Source organism: Luteococcus peritonei, from assembly GCF_039526385.1.
Taxonomy (GTDB): Bacteria; Actinomycetota; Actinomycetes; order Propionibacteriales; family Propionibacteriaceae; genus Luteococcus; species Luteococcus peritonei.
The window spans coordinates 78,907-96,076 of record NZ_BAAAIX010000001.1 but is presented as its reverse complement, the minus strand read 5'-3'; the positions used below and the strand labels follow the sequence as shown (position 1 = coordinate 96,076).

General features: G+C 71.8%; 13 protein-coding genes and 1 pseudogene. 1 reads left to right on the top strand and 13 read right to left on the bottom strand.

Translation table 11 applies throughout. The features are described from left to right. Nucleotides 1-40: 40 nt before the first annotated feature. The 13 genes and pseudogenes from ftsZ to mraZ all read right to left on the bottom strand — a co-directional run. Nucleotides 41-1,028: pseudogene (gene ftsZ, locus ABD073_RS00465) on the bottom strand (cell division protein FtsZ); the annotation flags it as partial. A 213-nt stretch (nt 1,029-1,241) separates the two neighbouring features. Further along, nucleotides 1,242-2,000: a cell division protein FtsQ/DivIB gene (locus ABD073_RS00460; protein ID WP_343871725.1), complete on the bottom strand. Its 759-nt coding sequence runs from the start codon at nt 1,998-2,000 to the stop codon at nt 1,242-1,244. After that, entirely contained in the window at nt 1,997-3,412 is a 1,416-nt protein-coding gene (murC, locus tag ABD073_RS00455; protein WP_343871724.1) for a UDP-N-acetylmuramate--L-alanine ligase, read from the bottom strand. Before murC ends, ABD073_RS00460 begins: the two co-directional genes overlap by 4 nt. Next, the gene (gene murG / locus ABD073_RS00450) at nt 3,402-4,571 is read right to left on the bottom strand and encodes an undecaprenyldiphospho-muramoylpentapeptide beta-N-acetylglucosaminyltransferase (RefSeq protein ID WP_343871723.1); all 1,170 of its coding nucleotides are present in this window, start codon (nt 4,569-4,571) and stop codon (nt 3,402-3,404) included. Before murG ends, murC begins: the two co-directional genes overlap by 11 nt. A 71-nt stretch (nt 4,572-4,642) precedes the next feature. Continuing rightward, nucleotides 4,643-5,830 carry a putative lipid II flippase FtsW gene (ftsW, locus tag ABD073_RS00445; RefSeq protein WP_386751650.1) on the bottom strand — a complete coding sequence of 396 codons (1,188 nt, stop codon included), beginning with the start codon at nt 5,828-5,830 and terminating at the stop codon, nt 4,643-4,645. 301 nt (nt 5,831-6,131) lie between these two features. Next, nucleotides 6,132-7,637 carry a UDP-N-acetylmuramoyl-L-alanine--D-glutamate ligase gene (gene murD / locus ABD073_RS00440; RefSeq protein WP_343871721.1) on the bottom strand — a complete coding sequence of 502 codons (1,506 nt, stop codon included), beginning with the start codon at nt 7,635-7,637 and terminating at the stop codon, nt 6,132-6,134. Then, nucleotides 7,616-8,692 carry a phospho-N-acetylmuramoyl-pentapeptide-transferase gene (gene mraY, locus ABD073_RS00435; protein ID WP_343871720.1) on the bottom strand — a complete coding sequence of 359 codons (1,077 nt, stop codon included), beginning with the start codon at nt 8,690-8,692 and terminating at the stop codon, nt 7,616-7,618. The genes murD and mraY overlap by 22 nt, the downstream gene beginning before the upstream one ends. Next, nucleotides 8,689-10,158: a UDP-N-acetylmuramoyl-tripeptide--D-alanyl-D-alanine ligase gene (locus ABD073_RS00430; protein ID WP_343871719.1), complete on the bottom strand. Its 1,470-nt coding sequence runs from the start codon at nt 10,156-10,158 to the stop codon at nt 8,689-8,691. The genes mraY and ABD073_RS00430 overlap by 4 nt, the downstream gene beginning before the upstream one ends. After that, nucleotides 10,145-11,740, bottom strand: coding sequence for a UDP-N-acetylmuramoyl-L-alanyl-D-glutamate--2,6-diaminopimelate ligase (locus ABD073_RS00425; protein WP_455429800.1), 1,596 nt, complete (start codon nt 11,738-11,740; stop codon nt 10,145-10,147). The genes ABD073_RS00430 and ABD073_RS00425 overlap by 14 nt, the downstream gene beginning before the upstream one ends. Next, the gene (locus ABD073_RS00420; RefSeq protein ID WP_386751649.1) at nt 11,737-13,551 is read right to left on the bottom strand and encodes a peptidoglycan D,D-transpeptidase FtsI family protein; all 1,815 of its coding nucleotides are present in this window, start codon (nt 13,549-13,551) and stop codon (nt 11,737-11,739) included. The genes ABD073_RS00425 and ABD073_RS00420 overlap by 4 nt, the downstream gene beginning before the upstream one ends. A gap of 155 nt (nt 13,552-13,706) precedes the next feature. Then, nucleotides 13,707-14,345, bottom strand: a complete 639-nt coding sequence (gene ftsL, locus ABD073_RS00415; RefSeq protein WP_343871717.1) for a cell division protein FtsL — start codon at nt 14,343-14,345, stop codon at nt 13,707-13,709. Then, a complete protein-coding gene (gene rsmH, locus ABD073_RS00410) occupies nt 14,342-15,316 on the bottom strand; it encodes a 16S rRNA (cytosine(1402)-N(4))-methyltransferase RsmH (RefSeq protein ID WP_343871780.1) in 975 nt (324 codons plus the stop codon). Before rsmH ends, ftsL begins: the two co-directional genes overlap by 4 nt. Nucleotides 15,317-15,518: 202 nt before the next feature. Beyond that, nucleotides 15,519-15,947, bottom strand: a complete 429-nt coding sequence (gene mraZ / locus ABD073_RS00405; protein WP_343871716.1) for a division/cell wall cluster transcriptional repressor MraZ — start codon at nt 15,945-15,947, stop codon at nt 15,519-15,521. A 299-nt stretch (nt 15,948-16,246) separates the two neighbouring features. Between mraZ and ABD073_RS00400 the strand changes: the two genes are divergently transcribed. Continuing rightward, the gene (locus ABD073_RS00400) at nt 16,247-17,167 is read left to right on the top strand and encodes an AAA family ATPase (RefSeq protein WP_343871779.1); all 921 of its coding nucleotides are present in this window, start codon (nt 16,247-16,249) and stop codon (nt 17,165-17,167) included. Nucleotides 17,168-17,170: the final 3 nt, after the last annotated feature.

Sequence of the window (17,170 nt, the reverse complement as noted above, 5' to 3'; positions counted from 1 at the left end):
GGGGTCAGCGAGGTGTTGCGGGTGCCGTTCAGGTTCAGGCCGGGACGAGCGGCGACGCCGGGCTGGCGGCGCGGCGGCTGGCCACCGTCGAAGCCGGCGGCGATCACGGTGACGCGGACCTCGTCGCCCATGCCGTCGTCGATCACGGTGCCGAAGATGATGTTCGCCTCGTCATGGGCGGCGGCCTCGATCAGGTTGGCGGCGGCCGAGACCTCGAACAGGCCCAGGTCGGAGCCACCGGCGATCGAGAGCAGCACGCCGTGGGCACCATCGATGGAGGCCTCCAGCAGCGGGCTGGAGATGGCCATCTCGGCGGCGGCGCGGGCGCGGTCCTCACCGCGGGCCGAGCCGATGCCCATCAGGGCGGAGCCGGCATTGCTCATCACGGACTTCACGTCGGCGAAGTCCAGGTTGATCAGGCCCGGGGTGGTGATCAGGTCGGTGATGCCCGAGACACCCTGCATCAGCACCTGGTCGGCCTGCTTGAAGGCGTCCAGGATCGCGACCTGGTGGTCGGTCATCTGCAGCAGCTTGTCATTGGGGATCACGATGAGGGTGTCGACCTCGTCGCGCAGGCGGGAGATGCCCTCCTCCGCCTGGGTGGAGCGGCGCTTGCCCTCGAAGGAGAAGGGGCGGGTCACCACACCGATGGTCAGCGCGCCCAGCGAGCGGGCGATCTTGGCGACGACGGGGGCGCCACCGGTGCCGGTGCCACCACCCTCACCGGCGGTGACGAAGACCATGTCGGCGCCCTTGAGGCACTCCTCGATCTCGTCGGCGTGGTCCTCGGCGGCCTGGCGACCCTTGTCGGGATCCGCGCCGGCACCCAGACCGCGGGTCAGCTCGCGGCCGACGTCGAGCTTCACGTCCGCATCGCTCATCAGCAGCGCCTGGGCGTCGGTGTTGATCGCGATGAACTCGACACCCTTCAGGCCGGCCTCGATCATGCGGTTGACGGCGTTCACGCCGCCGCCACCCACGCCGACGACCTTGATCACTGCCAGATAGTTCTGCGAAGCACTCGCCACGGGGATCCCGCCTCAATTCTTGTACGTTCCGGGCTCCGGCACGCCCGCACGGCGCCCGCATCAGGGGGGCGGCGCAACGACGCATCGGTTGACCCCCACAGGCTATGAGAGGGGCAAAAGCCGTGTCCAACAGCGCTTGAAGGTTGCCTGCAGACTCTCAACCAGACCTTGAGGCCGTGGCTGAAGGATTCCCGAAGGCCGCTGTTGACCCGGTCAGCGGGTGCTGGGGCTGCCCGGGCTGGAGACGTCGAAGACGGTGGCCTTCTGCCCCAGCAGCACCATGGCCACCTTCGCCTTGTCGGCACTGGCGGCGGCACTGCCCCAGCGCACCTGCTGGCCCTTGTCCAGCACCAGCACGATGTCGTCGCCGCTGGCGGCCGTGACGTGGTCCACCCGCTGGGCCAGCGCCGGCGGCAGGGCGGCCACCACGGTGGCGATGTCGGCCAGGGTGCGGTTCTGCACGCCGGGAGTGGTGACGATGGTGCGTCCCTTGGCGTGCTTGGCCTCGGTGTGGAAGATCACGCCCGCCGCGTCCACCCACTGGTAGCCGGTGGCGGTGCGCCGCTCGTAGACCGGGGTGCGCTCGCTGACCTCCAGCACGACGGTGCCCGGCAGCCGGGTGCGCACCCGCACGGAGCCCACCGGTGTCAGCCGGTCCACCACGCGCTGGGCCACCGGCCCGGTCTCGAGCCGGGCGATCGGGGTGCCCAGCGGCACCTCGGCGGCCTGCTCCACCTGCTTCGCGTCCACCAGGCGGGTGCCGGTGACCTCGACGGTGCGCACCGCCAGCACGGAGCTGAAGCGCACCAGCCAGACCAGCAGCAGGGAGAGCGCCAGCAGGCCGGCGACCGCGCCCACCAGCAGGCGGCGCCGACGGCGCTCCCGCCGACGGCGCTCCGCGATGGCCGCCGAGACGTCGGTGGGGGTGGCGGGGCGGGGACGCCGCTGCTCGGCCGGTTCCCCAGCGGTCACCGCTCACCCTCGCGCCCACCGAGCTGCTCCACCAGTAGCGGACCCACCAGGGTCACGTCGCCGGCACCCAGGGTCATCACCAGGTCGCCCGGCGCCACCAGCTCGGCCAGCGCATTGTGCAGGTGTGCCTTGTTGGGTACGTAGACGGCCTGCGCCCCGGCCGCCAGGGCGGCGTCCAGCACCAGGGTGCCGTCGACGCCCTCCATCGGGTCCTCGCGGGCGCCGTAGACATCGGTGAGCACCACCAGGTCGGCCAGTGCCAGGGCCTCGCCGAAGTCGGTGGCGAACTCCTTGGTGCGGCTGTACAGGTGGGGCTGGAAGCAGGCCACCAGGCGGCCCTCGCCGGCGGCCTTGCGCGCGGCGGTGAGCGCGGCACGCACCTCGGTGGGGTGGTGCGCGTAGTCGTCGTAGACCCGCACCCCGGCGGCCTCGCCCACCAGCTGGAAGCGTCGCAGGGTTCCGGTGAAGCTGCCGATCGCCTCCACCAGCGCCTGCGGCTGGTGGCCCAGCAGCCGACCCACCGCGAAGGCGGCGGCGGCATTGCCCAGGTTGTAGCGGCCCGGCACCTGCAGCTGCAGCCGTCCGGTCCACCCGTCATGGCTGATGGTGCAGCCGGCGGTGGTGCCCTCGAAGTCCAGGTGGGACAGCCGCAGCTCGCAGTCCGCCTGCTCACCGTAGGCCAGCACCGTGCGGCCCTGCTCGCGCAGCCACTGGCCCAGCTCGGCGGCCATCGGGTCGTCGCCGTCCAGCACCACCGCGCGCACGTGCTCGCCGGTGGTGAAGCGCTCGAAGCCGCGACGGTAGGCCTCCGGGGTGCCCCAGTTGTCCAGGTGGTCGGCCTCCACATTGGTCACCACGGCGATGGTGGCCGGGTACTGCAGGAAGGTGCCGTCGGACTCGTCGGCCTCCACGACGAAGGCCTCCCCCGCCCCCAGGTGGGCGCTGCGGCCGGTGCTGGCCAGCGGGGAGCCGATCACATAGGAGGGATCGGCACCCACCTCGGTGAGCATCACCGAGGTCATCCCGGTGGTGGTGGTCTTGCCATGGGTGCCGGCCACCGCCACGCCCTCGCGGCCCAGCATCAGCGCGGCCAGGGCGGTGGAACGGTGCCAGATCCGCAGCCCTCGTTCGCGGGCGGCCGCCAGCTCCGGATTGTCCTCGCGGATGGCCGAGGAGACCACCACCGTGCGCGCCTGGCCCAGCTGTGCGGCGTCGTGCCCGACGTGGGTGCGGATGCCGTCGGCGGCCAGCTGGCGCAGGGTGGGCGAGTCGGCCTGGTCCGAACCGGAGACCTCGACGCCCAGCTGGTGGTAGAGCTCGGCGATGCCGCTCATGCCGGCGCCACCGATGGCGATGAAGTGCACCGGCCCCACCTGCTCGGCGGGCAGCACCTCGACGGGTTCACGCAGCATGGTCTTCTCCTTCTCCACGGGGAGCCGGCTGGCAGCAGTCCAGCACGACCTGGGCCACGCGGTCGGCGGCGTCGGCGGCGATCAGGCCGGGCCCCACCCGCCCCATGGTGGCGAGCTGGTCCGCATCGGTGATCCGGCCCAGCACCTCGGCGAGCAGCCGGGGGCCGTCGACCTCGGCATCGGGCACCAGCACGCCGCCGCCGGCCGCCACCAGGGCGTCGGCATTGCGGGCCTGTTCGCCGTTGCCGTGCGGCAGCGGGACGAAGACGGCGGGCAGCCCGGTGGAGGCCGCCTCGCAGACGGTGCCGGCACCGGAGCGGCAGACCATCAGGTCGGCCGCGGCATAGGCGCGCTCCATGCCGTCCACATAGCCGACCGGCACGTACCGCGCCCCCGTGGTCGGGTGGGTGGTGGCGATGGTCTGCTCGGTGAGGTTGCGGGGGCCCAGCACGTGCAGCACCTGCACGCCGGCGGCCAGCAGCTCGTCGCGGGCGGCGAGGGTGGCCTGGTTGATGCTGCGGGCGCCCTGGGAGCCGCCGGTGACCAGCAGCGTCGCTCGATCGGGGTCGAGACCCAGCTCCTCGCGGGCCTGGCGGGCGCCGCTGGTGCGGCCCAGGCGGGCCAGCTCGGTCAGCGAGGCGCGCAGCGGAAGGCCGACGGCCTCGGCGCGCGGCAGCGGGGTGCCGGGGAAGGAGGCCAGCACCCGGCGGGCGAAGCGGGCGGCCACCTTGTTGGCCAGCCCGGGCACGGCATTGCCCTCGTGCAGCACCACCGGGATGCCCCGGCGGCGGGCGGCCAGGTAGGCGGGCAGCGAGACATAGCCACCGAAGCCCACCACCACCTGGGCCCCGTGCTCGTCCAACACGGCGCCCGCGCGGCGCACCGAGCCGGCCAGCCGGGCGGGCACCTTGAGCAGGTCGGGCCCGGGCTTGCGGGGCAGCGGGACCGGCGGGATCATCCGCAGCTCCAGGCCGGCCTGCGGCACCAGGCGCCCCTCGAGACCCTTCGTGGTGCCGATGCAGACCAGCGCGGCGCCGGGGGCCAGGCGCTGCAGGGCCTCCGCGGTGGCGATCATGGGGGCGATGTGTCCGGTGGTGCCGCCGCCGGCGAGCACCACGCGCGGCGCCTGCTGGCGCTCGGCGGCCTGGGTCTGGGGCATGGGTGCTCCTGGGTCCGGCGACGGGCGGCCGGTGAGGTCGGGGAAGGGTGGTGCAGGGTGCCCGTCGGGGATCATCGGTCCCCGTCCACCACCGTAGTGATTCGGGGCCGGGGCCCGCCAGCCTTGCGCTCCCGCAGCCGGCGCGCCTCCGGCTCCTGGCGCGCGCAGGCCAGCAGCAGGGCGACGGCCAGCAGGTTGGCCAGCAGCGCGGAGCCGCCGGCGGAGATGAAGGGCAACGGGACGCCGACCACGGGCAGCATCTTCATGGCCACGCCGATGTTGACCAGCGCCTGGAACATCAGCCAGCTGGTGGTGGCCGCGGCCAGCACCCGGATGAAGATGGAGTCCGCGCGCATCGCGATCCGGTAGCCGGCATAGCAGAGCACCGCGAACAGGCAGAGCACGGCGAGCGTGCCCATCAGGCCCAGCTCCTCGCCGAGCACGGCGAAGATGAAGTCGTTCTGGGCGCCGTCGTTCAGGTTGCCCCACTTCTGGCGTGAGTAGCCCAGTCCCCTGCCCCACCAGCCGCCGGAGGCCAGGGCGTAGATGGCCGACATCGGCTGCTGCGAGGCATTGGGGTCGGCATCGCTGGCACCCCAGAAGATCAGGATGCGCTTCATCCGGTTCGGGCTGGTGATGACCAGGAAGGCCACACCCAGCAGGCCGACGCCGCCCAGCGCGCCCAGCATCCGGCCCGGGACGCCGATCACGAACAGGATCGAGAAGATGATGGCGGCGATCACGAGGCCGGTGCCCAGGTCCTTCTGGGCCAGCACCAGGATCTCCACCAGCGCGAAGCCCACCAGCAGCGGGAAGGCCAGCTCGCGCGGCCGGTCCAGCACCTTCTCCTTCGCGGCGATCACCGCCGCCGACCAGGCCACCAGGCCCAGCTTGGCGAACTCGGAGGGCTGGATCCGGATCGGGCCCAGCTTGAGCCAGGCCAGGTTGCCCTTGCCGGCGTCGTCACCGAAGCCCGGCACGAAGACCAGCAGGAGCAGGACCAGCGCCCCGATGAAGCCCACCCAGCCCAGGGTCTTGAGCGTCCTCTCCTCGCGGCGGCTCACCCACCACGCCAGCGGCAGACCCAGCACCAGGAACATCAGCTGGCGCTGGGCGATGTACCAGGGGTTGTCCGAGATCGACTGGGAGTAGACCGAGGAGGCAGAGAGCACCATCAGCGCGCCCAGGAAGACCAGCAGGCTGGAGGAGACCAGCACCAGGTACCAGGAGGCCAGCGGCGCATTGAGCGCCTCGCCCAGGGCCCCGAGCCGGCCGGAGCGCGGCACCGCGGTGGCACCGGAGCGGCCGCGCTGCTGGCGGCTGTGCTGGGCCGATGCCCCACGCTGGGTCGAGGCCGCGCGCTGGCCCGCGGTGGGCTGGGCGCCGGAGGGCTGCCCGGTGGACCGCTGGCCGGCGGGGCGCCTGCGCGCCTGGCCGGCCGGGCGCGCGGGACGGCCGCGGCCCGTGCCGCGCTCGTCGTCCCCCACCGGGTTCGTGGCTGCCACCTGCTGCTCGTTCCTGTCGTCGTGCTCTGCCCGTCGGCCCCCGCCGGGGACCGGATCAGGCCTGGTCCAGCGCCTTCACCGCGGCGGCGAAGTCGTCGCCGCGGGCGTCGTAGCCGCTCCACATGTCCTGGCTGGCGCAACCGGGCGCCAGCAGGACGGTGTCGCCGGGGCGTGCCATGCTAGCCGCCGCCCGGACCGCGGCCTGGATCGCCGCGGTGGAGGCGTCGTCGACCACGACCACGGGGACGTCCGGGGCGTGGCGGGCCAGCGCCTCGGCCACCACCGCGCGGTCCACGCCCAGCAGGACGGCGCCACGCAGCTTGTCGGCATGGGTGGCCACCAGGTCGTCGAAGGTGGTGCCCTTGGCCTGGCCACCCGCGATCCACACGATCGAGTCGAAGGCGCGCATCGAGGAGTTGGCGGCGTGCGGGTTGGTGGCCTTGGAGTCGTCCACCCAGGCCACGCCCTCGCGCTCGGCGACGGTCTGGATCCGGTGCCCGCCCAGCGTCAGGTTGCGCAGGCCCTCGCCCACCGCGCGGGCGTTCACGCCGAAGGAGCGGGCCAGCGCGGCGGCGGCCAGGGCGTTCTCCACATTGTGCGGGGCCGCGGGGTGCACGTCCTCGATCCGGGCCAGCTCCAGGGCCGAGTCCTTGCGCTGCTCCACGAAGGCGCGGTCCACGATCAGGTCGTCGACGACGCCCAGCATGCTCATCCCGGGCACGCCCAGGGTGAAGCCGATGGCGCGGGCGCCCTCGACCACCTCGGCCTGTTCGACCATCCGCTCGGTGGCCGGGTCGGCGACGTTGTAGACGCAGCTGTGGCGCACCTGCTCGTAGATCCGGGCCTTGTCGGCGCCGTAGGCCTCGATCGGCTCGGTGCCCTCGAAGCCCTGGCCGACGTACCACTGCAGGTGGTCGGGCTGCAGGTTGAGTACCGCGGCCGAGTGCATGGCCGGGCTCATCCGGCCGCCGCGGGTCATCCAGTGCAGCTGGAAGCTGGACAGCTCGACGGCCAGCACGTCGTAGGCGGTCTCGTCGAGCACCGCCTCCATCACCGGGCGGCCGATGTTGCCCACCGCCGAGGACTTCAGCCCGGCGGCCAGCAGGATGGATTCCAGCATCTGGGTGGTGGTGGTCTTGCCGTTGGTGCCGGTCACTGCCAGCCACGGCACCACGCGGTCGGGGTGCTGCAGCCGGTAGGCCAGCTCCACCTCGCCCCAGATCGGGATGCCGCGCTCGGCGGCCTGGGCCAGCAGCGGCGCCGAGGGGCGCCAGCCGGGCGAGGTGACCACCAGGTCGACGTCGTCGGGCAGCTCGGTGGTGGTGCCACGGCCCAGCTCGACGCGGGCGTCGAGCATCTCCAGCACGGTGGCCTTCTCGGTGTTCGCGGCATCGTCGTTCTCGTCCAGCACGCGCACCTGCGCGCCCACCTCGAGCAGCCCGTCGGCCGCGGCGAAGCCGGAGGTGCCCAGGCCGGCCACCACGACCCTGGCCTGCTGCCAGTCGGAGGTTCGGTCGGCGTCGTCGATCCAGTCGAGGCTCACTGCTGCCCCACCACCCATTCCGCGTAGAAGATGCCCAGGCCGGCGGCCACCGCCAGGCCGCAGATGATCCAGAAGCGGATCACCACGGTGACCTCGCCCCAGCCCAGCAGCTCGAAGTGGTGGTGCAGCGGGGTCATCTTGAAGACCCGCTTGCCGCCGGTGGCCTTGAAGTAGCTCACCTGGATCATCACCGAGACGGTCTCGATGACGAAGAGGGCGCCCAGGATCACCAGCAGGAATTCGGTGCGGGTGCAGATGGCCAGGCCGGCCAGGCCGGCGCCGATGGCCAGCGAGCCGGTGTCGCCCAGGAAGATCTTGGCCGGCTTGGCATTCCACCACAGGAAGCCGAAGCAGGCACCCGCCATGGCCATCGCCACCACGGACAGGTCGTGCGGGTCACGCACCTCGTAGCACAGCGGACCGGCGGTGGACTCACGCCCGCACCACTGGTTGAACTGCCAGATGTTGAGCAGCGCATAGGCCGCGAAAACCATGGTCGCCGCGCCGGTGGCCAGGCCGTCCAGCCCGTCGGTGAGGTTGACGGCATTGGAGGCGCCGGCGATCAGCAGCATGATCCAGACCACCGCCACCACGGTGGGCAGCACCAGCCAGCTGATGTCACGCAGGAAGGAGATGGCATTGGAGGCGGGATTGATGCCGCGCCGGTTCGGGAAGAACTCGATGGCCATCACGGCGAAGGAGGCGGCGATGAAGCCCTGGCCCAGCATCTTCGCCCGGCCCTTGAGGCCCAGCGAGCGCTGCCGCGAGATCTTGGTCCAGTCGTCCAGGAAGCCCAGCACGCCGTGCGCCACGAACAGGTAGAGCACCAGCAGCGCGGAGGCGGTGACCGGGGTCCAGGTGAGCAGGTGCGCCAGGAAGTAGGCCAGCACCACCGAGGCGATGATCACCACGCCGCCCATGGTGGGCGTGCCACGCTTGGTGTGGTGCGAGGTGGGCCCGTCGTCGCGGATGAACTGGCCATAGCCCTGGCGCACCAGGTAGCCGATCAGCACCCGGGTGCCCAGCAGGGTGCCGAGCATGGCCAGCGCCCCGGCCAACAGGATGTTCTTCACTGCGCATCTCCACTCGTCGGAGCGGTCTGCGGCGCGTCCGACGCCAGCAGCTGCTCTGCGACCACTTCCAGTCCGATTCCTCGCGAGGCCTTCAACAGCACGGCGTCGCCACCGGACAAGGCTAGTGCCTGGGCCACCTGGTCGCGGTCCATCGCGACGGCCCGTCCCCCCGCCTCGCGGGCCCCGGCCACCATCTGCTCGGCTTCGCCGCCGACGGCCACCAGCTCCAGCCCGTGGCCGGCCGCCTCGCGGCCCAGGGCCCGGTGCAGCTCGTCCGAACCCTCCCCCAGCTCCAGCATGTCGCCCAGCACGGCGACGGTGCGGACATCCGGGTCGGCGGCACGACGGGCCCGGGCGATCCGGGCGAAGGTCTCCAGCGCGGCGCGCATCGAGTCCGGGTTGGCGTTGTAGGCATCGTTCAGCACGGCCAGCCCGTCGGGGCGCACCGTCATCTCCATCCGCCAGGGGCTGCGGGCGGTGGCGGCGTTCAGCGCCTCGGCCAGCACCGCCGGCTCGCCACCGGCGCACAGCGCCGCGGTGAAGGCGGCCAGGGCGTTGGAGACCTGGTGGCTGCCGAGCTGCTGCAGCTGCACGGCAAAGCGCTGCTCCTCGCCGTCGCGGCGCACCACCAGGGTGAAGCCATACTGCTGCAGGTCATTGGGCGCCACGTCGACGGCGCTGACGTGCAGCTCGCCGGCCGGCGCGGTGCCCTGCCGGCCCGCCCAGTCGGTGCGGGTCCACCAGGCCAGCCGCCCGGCGGTGCGCGGCGCCATGCCGGCCACCATCCGGTCGTCGGCATTGAGCACGGCCCAGCCCTCGGCGGGAAGCGCCTCGATGATCTCGCCCTTGGCCTGCGCGATGGTCTCGCGGCTGCCGAACTCGCCCAGGTGGGCGGTGCCCACATTGAGCACCATGGCGACGTCGGGGCGGGTGATGGAGCACAGCCAGGCCACGTGGCCCAGCCCGCGGGCCCCCATCTCGCTGACCAGGAAGGCGGTGCGCTCGTCGATCCCGCAGGCGGTGAGCGGGACGCCGATCTCGTTGTTGAAGCTGCCCACCGGGCTCACCGTGGGGCCGACGGCCTCCAGCAGCTGGGCCAGCAGGTCCTTGGTGGAGGTCTTGCCCGAGGAGCCCGTGACGGCCAGGGTGACCATGCCACGCTGCTGCTCGCGGGCCACCAGCGAGCGGGCCAGCTCGCTGAGCCCCGCCACCGGGTCCTCCACCACGACGTGCGGCAGCTCGGACTCGGTGGTGCGGCTGCCCAGCACCGCGGCGGCGCCGTTGGCTGCTGCCTGGCCGGTGAAGTCGTGCCCGTCGACGCGCTCGCCGTCGATCGCCACGAACAGGCTGCCGGGGGTGGCGCGACGGGCGTCGATCACCACGTCGGGACCCACCAGGACCTGTCCGTCACCCTCCAGCCGGCCGCCGGCCAGCCGGGCCAGCTCGGCGCTCTCAGTGCTGCGCATCGGTGTCCTCCTCCGCCGCCGGGGCATCGCCCACCAGTCGCAGCGCATTCCAGATGGTGCGCACCTGTTCGACGTCGTCGAAGCGGTGCACCTTCTCGGCGATGATCTGGCCCTTCTCGTGGCCCTTGCCCAGCACCAGCAGCACGTCCTGCGGGCCGGCCAGGGAGAGCGCGGTGCGGATCGCGGCCGAACGTCCGGCCTGCTCCACCAGCTCGACGCCGTCCACCGCGCGGGCACCGGCCAGCACGGCTGCCCGGATGGTGTCGGGATCCTCGTTGCGCGGGTTGTCATCGGTCACGACGACCACCTGGGCGCCCTCTGCCGCGGCGCGGCCCATCGGCTCCCGCTTGGCGGCGTCGCGGTCTCCCCCGGCGCCCAGCACGGCCAGCACCCGGCCTCCCGGTCCGGGGTGTGCGGCGGCCAGCGCGGAGCTGATCGCCTGCGGGGTGTGGGCGAAGTCGACGTGCACCCGCGGCGCGCCGCGACCGTCGGGGCGGCTGCCCTCCAGGCGGACCAGCTGCATCCGGCCGGGTACCTGGGCATGACGCAGCCCCTCGATGGCAGCATCGGCGTCCAGGCCGGCCTCGCTGGCCATCGCCAGCGCCATCACGGCATTGCGGGCATTGTGCTCGCCGGGCAGGTCGATGGTGAAGCTGCGCTCACCGTAGGGGCCCTGGCAGCGCACGAACATGCCCGGGCCCTCGGGGCGCACCTCCAGCAGCCGGTGGTCGCTCTCGCCGAAGCCGGTGCTGACCAGGCGGGGGCTGCCCTGCTCGCGCAGTCGGCGGGCCAGCTCCTGGCCGTGCTCGTCGTCGGTGTTGACCACCGCGACGCGGCACCACTCGGGCTGGAAGAGCCGCGCCTTCGCCTCGAAGTAGTCGGCCACCGTGGGGTGGAAGTCCAGGTGGTCGCGGCCCAGGTTGGTGAAGGCCGCGATGTCGAAGCCGATGTGGTCCACCCGCTGCAGGGCCAGCGCGTGGGAGCTGACCTCCATGGCCACCGAGTCGGCGCCGCGCTCCAGCATCACCGCCAGCAGGGCCTGCAGGTCGGGAGACTCCGGGGTGGTCACGGTGGTGCGGTTGCTCGGCAGCTCCGCGCCGTCGAGCCGGAAGCCGATGGTGCCGATGGTGCCCACCCGTCGGCCGCAGGCCTCCAGGGCCGCCTCCAGCAGGAAGGCGGTGGTGGTCTTGCCATTGGTGCCGGTGATGCCGTACATCATCAGCTCGTGGGTGGGCCGGCCGAACAGCGTGGCCGCGGCATCCGCCATCGCATCGCGGGCATCGTCGGCCACCACGACGGGCAGACCGGCCGCGGCGGCCAGCTCCGCCCCGGTGGGATCGGTGAGGACAGCCACGGCGCCGGCGGCGACGGTGGCCTCGGCGAAGCGCGCGCCGTGCACCCGGCTGCCGGGCAGCGCGACGTAGAGGTCACCGGGGCGCACGGTGCGCGAGTCCAGGGTGATGCCGCTGACCTCGACGGCGCCGGCCTGCTCGGGCAGGCGCACGTCGCTCTCGAAGAGCTCGTCGAGGCGGCGGTTGATCGGTGCGGAGGGCCTCAGCAGGGAGGCGTCGGAAGTGCTCACGGCTTGTATTCAATCGGGTTGTCGGGGGCAGGGGTGCTGGAGGGCAGCACACCGTAGCGCGGCAGCGCCAGCTTCATGACCTCCTGCGTGACGGGCAGCGCGCTCTGCGAGCCCTGGTGGTTGGTCAGCGGCTTGTCGAGGACCACGTAGACCAGGATCTGCGGGTTCTCGGCGGGCGCGGCCATCACGAAGGAGGCGGTGAAGCCGTCGTAGCCACCCTTGCCGTCGGGGCGCTCGGCGGTGCCGGACTTGCCGATGGTGCGGTAGCCGGGGATCTCGCGCTTCCTGGGGTCGAGCTGGATCACCGACTCCATCATGTCGCGGACCTCCGCGGAGGCCTGCTTGGAGATCACGCGGCGCGGGCTCTTGGTGGGCAGGCTGACCGACTGGCCGTCGGTGGTGGTGGCCGACTTGAGCAGGGTGGGTGGGTTGTAGACGCCGTCGTTGACGATTCCGGCCACCGCCGCGGCCTCCTGCACCGCGTTCACCGCCAGGCCCTGGCCGAAGGCCACCTGGTCACGCGAGTAGTCGGCCAGGTCCTTCTTGGGCAGGGTGCCCGAGGCCTCCATCGGCAGCTCGATGCCGCTGCGTCGGCCCAGCCCGAAACGGTCCAGGTAGTCCACCAGGGTGGCCTTGTCCATGGTGCGGGCCAGCATGGCGGTGCCGATGTTGGAGGACTTGGCGATCACGCCGCGTGCGGTCATGTGCAGCGTCTCGTGGGGAAAGGAGTCACGGATGTAGCCGCCGCCGGAGGCCAGCTTGGCCGGGACCTCGACCCGGGTGTCCGCGGTCACCTTGCCCTGGTCGGCCAGCGCGGCCATGGTCAGCACCTTCTGCACCGAACCGGGCTCGTAGACGCTCTCCACCGAGCGGTTCAGCATGGACTTCTTCGCGGCCTCGGCCGAGATCTTGTTCGGGTCATAGCCCGGCAGCGAGGCGTCGGCGAGCACCTCGCCGGTCTTGACGTTCATCACGATGGCGATGCCGGTCTCGGCCGCCGCATCGCGCACGCCCTTGGCCAGCGCGGCCTCGGTGGCCTGCTGCAGGGTGGCGTCCAGGCTGAGGGTGTAGTTGTAGCCGTCGGTGGCCGGCACCAGCACATTGGTGCCCAGCGGGATGCGGCCGTAGACCGAGCTCTCGTAGGTCTCGCGGCCCTCGACGCCGGTCAGCTCCGCGTTCAGCGAGCGCTCCAGGCCGGTGACGCCCTGCTTGCCCTGCATCACGCCCACCACGTTGCCGCCCACCGAGCCGGAGGGGTAGATCCGCTTCGGGTTGTCCTCCTTGTACAGGCCGTACCAGTAGGAGGTCTTGTACTCACCGGCGGCCCCGCCCGCGGCCAGGTCCTTCTTGACCGCATTCCACACGCTGGTCTCCACCTGGGGGGCCACCACCTGGTAGCCGACGTACTTGCCCTTTGCGTCCTTCTTGGTCAGCGCCGGCAGGTACTGCTCGGGCTTGCCACCCAGGTGCTTGGCCAGGATGGTGGCGATGGCCTTCGGGGCCGCCGCGGCCACGGCCTGCTCGCGCGGGCTCATCTCACGCCGGGCATCCACGCCGTTGCGGGCGATCATGCTGGGATCGGCGATCACCTTGACCGCCGGGATGGTGGCGGCCATCGAGGTGCCGAAGCGGTCGGAGACGGTGCCACGCTGCGGGATCAGGGCCACGGTGTGGGTCATCTGCTCGGCGGCCTTGGCGGCATAGGCCTGGGAGTCGAAGGCCTGCAGCTGGAAGGCGCGGCCCATGAACAGGGTGAGCGCCATCAGGACCGCAACAAGCAGCCAGCGCAGCCGCTGGGCCGGGTTGGCCAGCTGGATGCGCTGGGAGGTGGCGGGCCGGGGAGCCGGGCGCCGGGTGGCTCCGTGCGAGGAGCCCTGCGGGCGACGGGCCTGCGGGCCGCCGGCACGTCCGGCGCCGGACGGGCGGCGCTGGGCGCGCGGCTCGCGTCCCTGGCTGGGTGGAACCATCAGTTGCCTCCGGTGGGCTTCGCGCTCGGCGTGGCCTTGGCCCTGGTCGCGGCCGCAGCCTTCCTGGCAGCCTCGGCCTGCTTCGCGGCCTCGGCCTTCCTGGCGGCCTCGGCCTTCTGACGTGCGATCTTCTCGGCGAGGGCCTTCTTCTGGGCCTCCTGCTTGGCCTTGTAGGCCGCCCGCGCCGCGTCGATCTGCTTGGTCACATCATCGGCGCTGGCGTACTTCTGGTTCGGCATCTCGCCACCGAACACGCGGGTGGGTTCTCCCACGACGCGGCCGGTGCCGTCGGTCTCCAGCTGCACGAAGACGGGGTAGGGGTTGGGGCGAAGGCCCATCTGCCAGGCCCGCTCGGCCAGGTCGGAGCTGGAGCGCAGCCGCTCCACCTCGGCGGTCAGCGAGGCCTGCTGGTAGCCCAGGTCGTCGGCCTGGCGCTGCACCGCGGTCACCTCGCCGGCGCGCTGCTGGATCATGGTGTTCAGCACCAGCACGCCCACCATGCCGGCGCCCAGCAGGGTGAGCAGCACGATCACGAAGCCGATCCGGCCGACGCGCAGCGGGTGCACGTCGAGGGCACGCAGGGTGGGACGCGCCGGACGCTGCTCGGCGCGCTCGAGGGGGGCTAGCAGGGCACTCATGCCGTCCTCCTGATTCGCTCTGCCACCCGCAGTCGGGCTGATGCCGCCCGGGGATTGCTCTGGACCTCGTCGTCGCCGGGCTTCTCGGCCCCTCGGGTCAACAACATCAGTTCCGCACGCATCCCTTCGGGAACGACAGGCAGGTTCTTCGGGGCCTTGTCGGTGGATCCCTCGCGGAAGACGGTCTTGACCATCCGGTCCTCGAGGGAGTGGTAGGCCAGGACGGCCAGCCGGCCGCCCACGGCCAGCGCGTCGAGTGCTGCCGGCAGGACGCCCTCCAGGGCCTCCAGCTCGGCATTCACCTCGATGCGCAGCGCCTGGAAGGTTCGCTTGGCGGGATGCCCGCCGCTCTTGCGGGCCGCCATCGGGATGGCGTCGCCGATCACCTGCACCAGCCGGCCGGAGCGCTCGAAGGGCTCCTGTTCGCGGGCGGCCACCAGGGCGCGCACGATCCGGTCGGCGAAGCGCTCCTCACCGTAGACGCGCAGGATCCGCACCAGCTCGCGGGGCTCGTAGCTGTTGACCACGTCGGCCGCGGTGAGGCCCTGCTTGCCGTCCATCCGCATGTCCAGCGGGGCGTCGACGGAATAGGCGAAGCCGCGTTCGCGCCGGTCGATCTGCAGGCTGGACAGCCCCAGGTCCAGCAGCATGGAGTTGATCTGCTCGATCCCCAGCTCCTGGAGGACCTCGGGCAGCTCGTCATAGACGGCCTCGACGGCGGTGAAGCGGTCCCCGAAACGGGCCAACCGGGCGCCGGCGATGGCCAGCGCGTCGGGGTCACGGTCGATGCCCACCACCCGCGCGGTGGGGCAGGCCTCCAGCACGGCTTCGGCATGGCCTCCCATGCCCAGCGTGCCGTCGACGTGGACGGCGCCGGGCGCCTGGAGTGCCGGACGGAGCAGGTCGATGATGCGCTCGCGCATCACCGGGACATGGATGCGCGCAGGATCGGCAGCGCCAGCCACCGTCATGTCCTCGCCCATGCGACCCCACCCATCAGTTGCCCGTCGTGCCCGTGCGCTGCGTGCACGCTGTCCGCGAGCCCGCGTTTGTGCCTCGGGGTTTCAACCCGGAGCCCTGGGAAGGACGCCTGGCACCGGGGAAGGTGAGCCAGGGGTCGGGACCCCGGATTGAAGCCTCGCGGCACAATCCGCCTACCGTCGTCGTCCTCGGCTAGATGCCGGGGAAGACCTCTTCATTCATCTCGGCGAAGACCGATTCCTGCTGCGCGGAGTACTCCTCCCACGCGGCGACGTCCCAGACCTCGACCCGGTTGATGGCACCCACCACGACCACCTGTCCGTCCAGTCCCGCGTAGCTGCGCAGCTGCGGGGGGATGGTCACGCGTCCCTGCTTGTCCGGCGTCTCGTCCGAGGCCCCGGCCGCCAGCATGCGCTGGAAGTCGCGGACCTGCTTCAGGGTCGTCGGAGCGGTGCTCACCTGCTGGGTCATCTCGACGAAGGTCGCGGTCGGGTAGATCGCCAGACACCTGTCCTGGCTCCTGGTGATCACCAGACCGTCGGCCAGCTCGTCGCGAAACTTCGCCGGCAGGAAGAAACGGCCCTTCTCGTCGAGCTTTGGCGTGTGGGTACCCAGGAACACCTGGCCACCTCCACTCGCTCCACGATCGTGCCGATCTCCTCCATTTGGCTCCACAATACTCCACTACGCCCCACTTCCAATACCTTTCACTCCCCGGGACCCCCACCTGGCAGTTTCTTCAGGTTGCCCAGACGCGGCCCGCGAATACCGTCCGGCTTGGGCTCGCGCGGTAGGGTCGGAGCGCGCTTGGTCATCAGACCGAGTCATCCACGGCCCGCGACCGCGGAGCCCGACGTTGAGGAGAACCGGTGGAGCAGAACCTGGAAGCCGGCCGCAGCCTGTCCGACGTGGTCGAGGTGATGGGCCGGGTCCGAACCGCGATCGAGAGCGTGATCGAGGGCAAGACCGAGCAGATCGACATCGCCCTGGCGGTGCTGCTGGCGGAGGGCCATCTGCTGGTGGAGGACGTGCCGGGCGTCGGCAAGACGATGCTCGCCAAGGCCCTGGGCCGCTCCATCGACTGCAGCGTGCGACGCCTCCAGTTCACCCCTGACCTGCTCCCCAGCGACATCACCGGTGTCAGCGTCTACAACCAGGACACCCGCAGCTTCGAGTTCAAGCCGGGCGGCATCTTCGCCAACATCGTGGTGGGCGACGAGATCAACCGCGCCTCCCCCAAGACCCAGTCCGCCCTGCTGGAGGCGATGGCCGAGCGCCAGGTCTCCAATGACGGCGTGACCCACCCGCTGGCCGCACCCTTCATGGTGGTCGCCACCCAGAACCCCATCGAGATGGAGGGCACCTACCCGCTGCCCGAGGCCCAGCGCGACCGCTTCATGGCCCGCATCGAGATGGGCTACCCCACCCGCGCCTCCGAGCTGGACATGCTCGACTCCCACGGCGCCACCGATCCGCTGGCCGCCCTGCAGCCGGTCACCGACGCGCAGACCATCGTCGAGCTGATCGGCGTCGTGAAGGACGTCTACGTGGCCCCGGCGGTCAAGGACTACATCGTCGCGGTGGTCTCGGCCACCCGCACCTCCAAGGACCTGCGCCTGGGTGCCTCGCCGCGCGCCAGCCTGCAGCTGCTGCGGGCCGTGCGCGCCCAGGCCGCCCTGCAGGGCCGCGACTACGCCATCCCGGACGACGTGCAGGCCCTGGCCGGCGTCGTGCTGGGCCACCGCGTGCTGCCCTCGGTGCAGGCGCAGCTGGCCGGACGCACGGTCGACGAGATCATCGACGCCGCGGTGGCCACCGTCGCCATCCCCGACCGAAGGTGAATT

Coding starts and splice junctions, on each gene's coding strand:
- murC (WP_343871724.1), bottom strand. CDS start 3,412: ATGCTGCGTGAACCCGTCGAGGTGCTGCCCGCCGAGCAGGTGGGGCCG.
- murG (WP_343871723.1), bottom strand. CDS start 4,571: ATGCCCCAGACCCAGGCCGCCGAGCGCCAGCAGGCGCCGCGCGTGGTG.
- murD (WP_343871721.1), bottom strand. CDS start 7,637: ATGGGTGGTGGGGCAGCAGTGAGCCTCGACTGGATCGACGACGCCGAC.
- ABD073_RS00430 (WP_343871719.1), bottom strand. CDS start 10,158: ATGCGCAGCACTGAGAGCGCCGAGCTGGCCCGGCTGGCCGGCGGCCGG.
- ftsL (WP_343871717.1), bottom strand. CDS start 14,345: ATGAGTGCCCTGCTAGCCCCCCTCGAGCGCGCCGAGCAGCGTCCGGCG.
- rsmH (WP_343871780.1), bottom strand. CDS start 15,316: ATGACGGTGGCTGGCGCTGCCGATCCTGCGCGCATCCATGTCCCGGTG.
- ABD073_RS00400 (WP_343871779.1), top strand. CDS start 16,247: ATGGGCCGGGTCCGAACCGCGATCGAGAGCGTGATCGAGGGCAAGACC.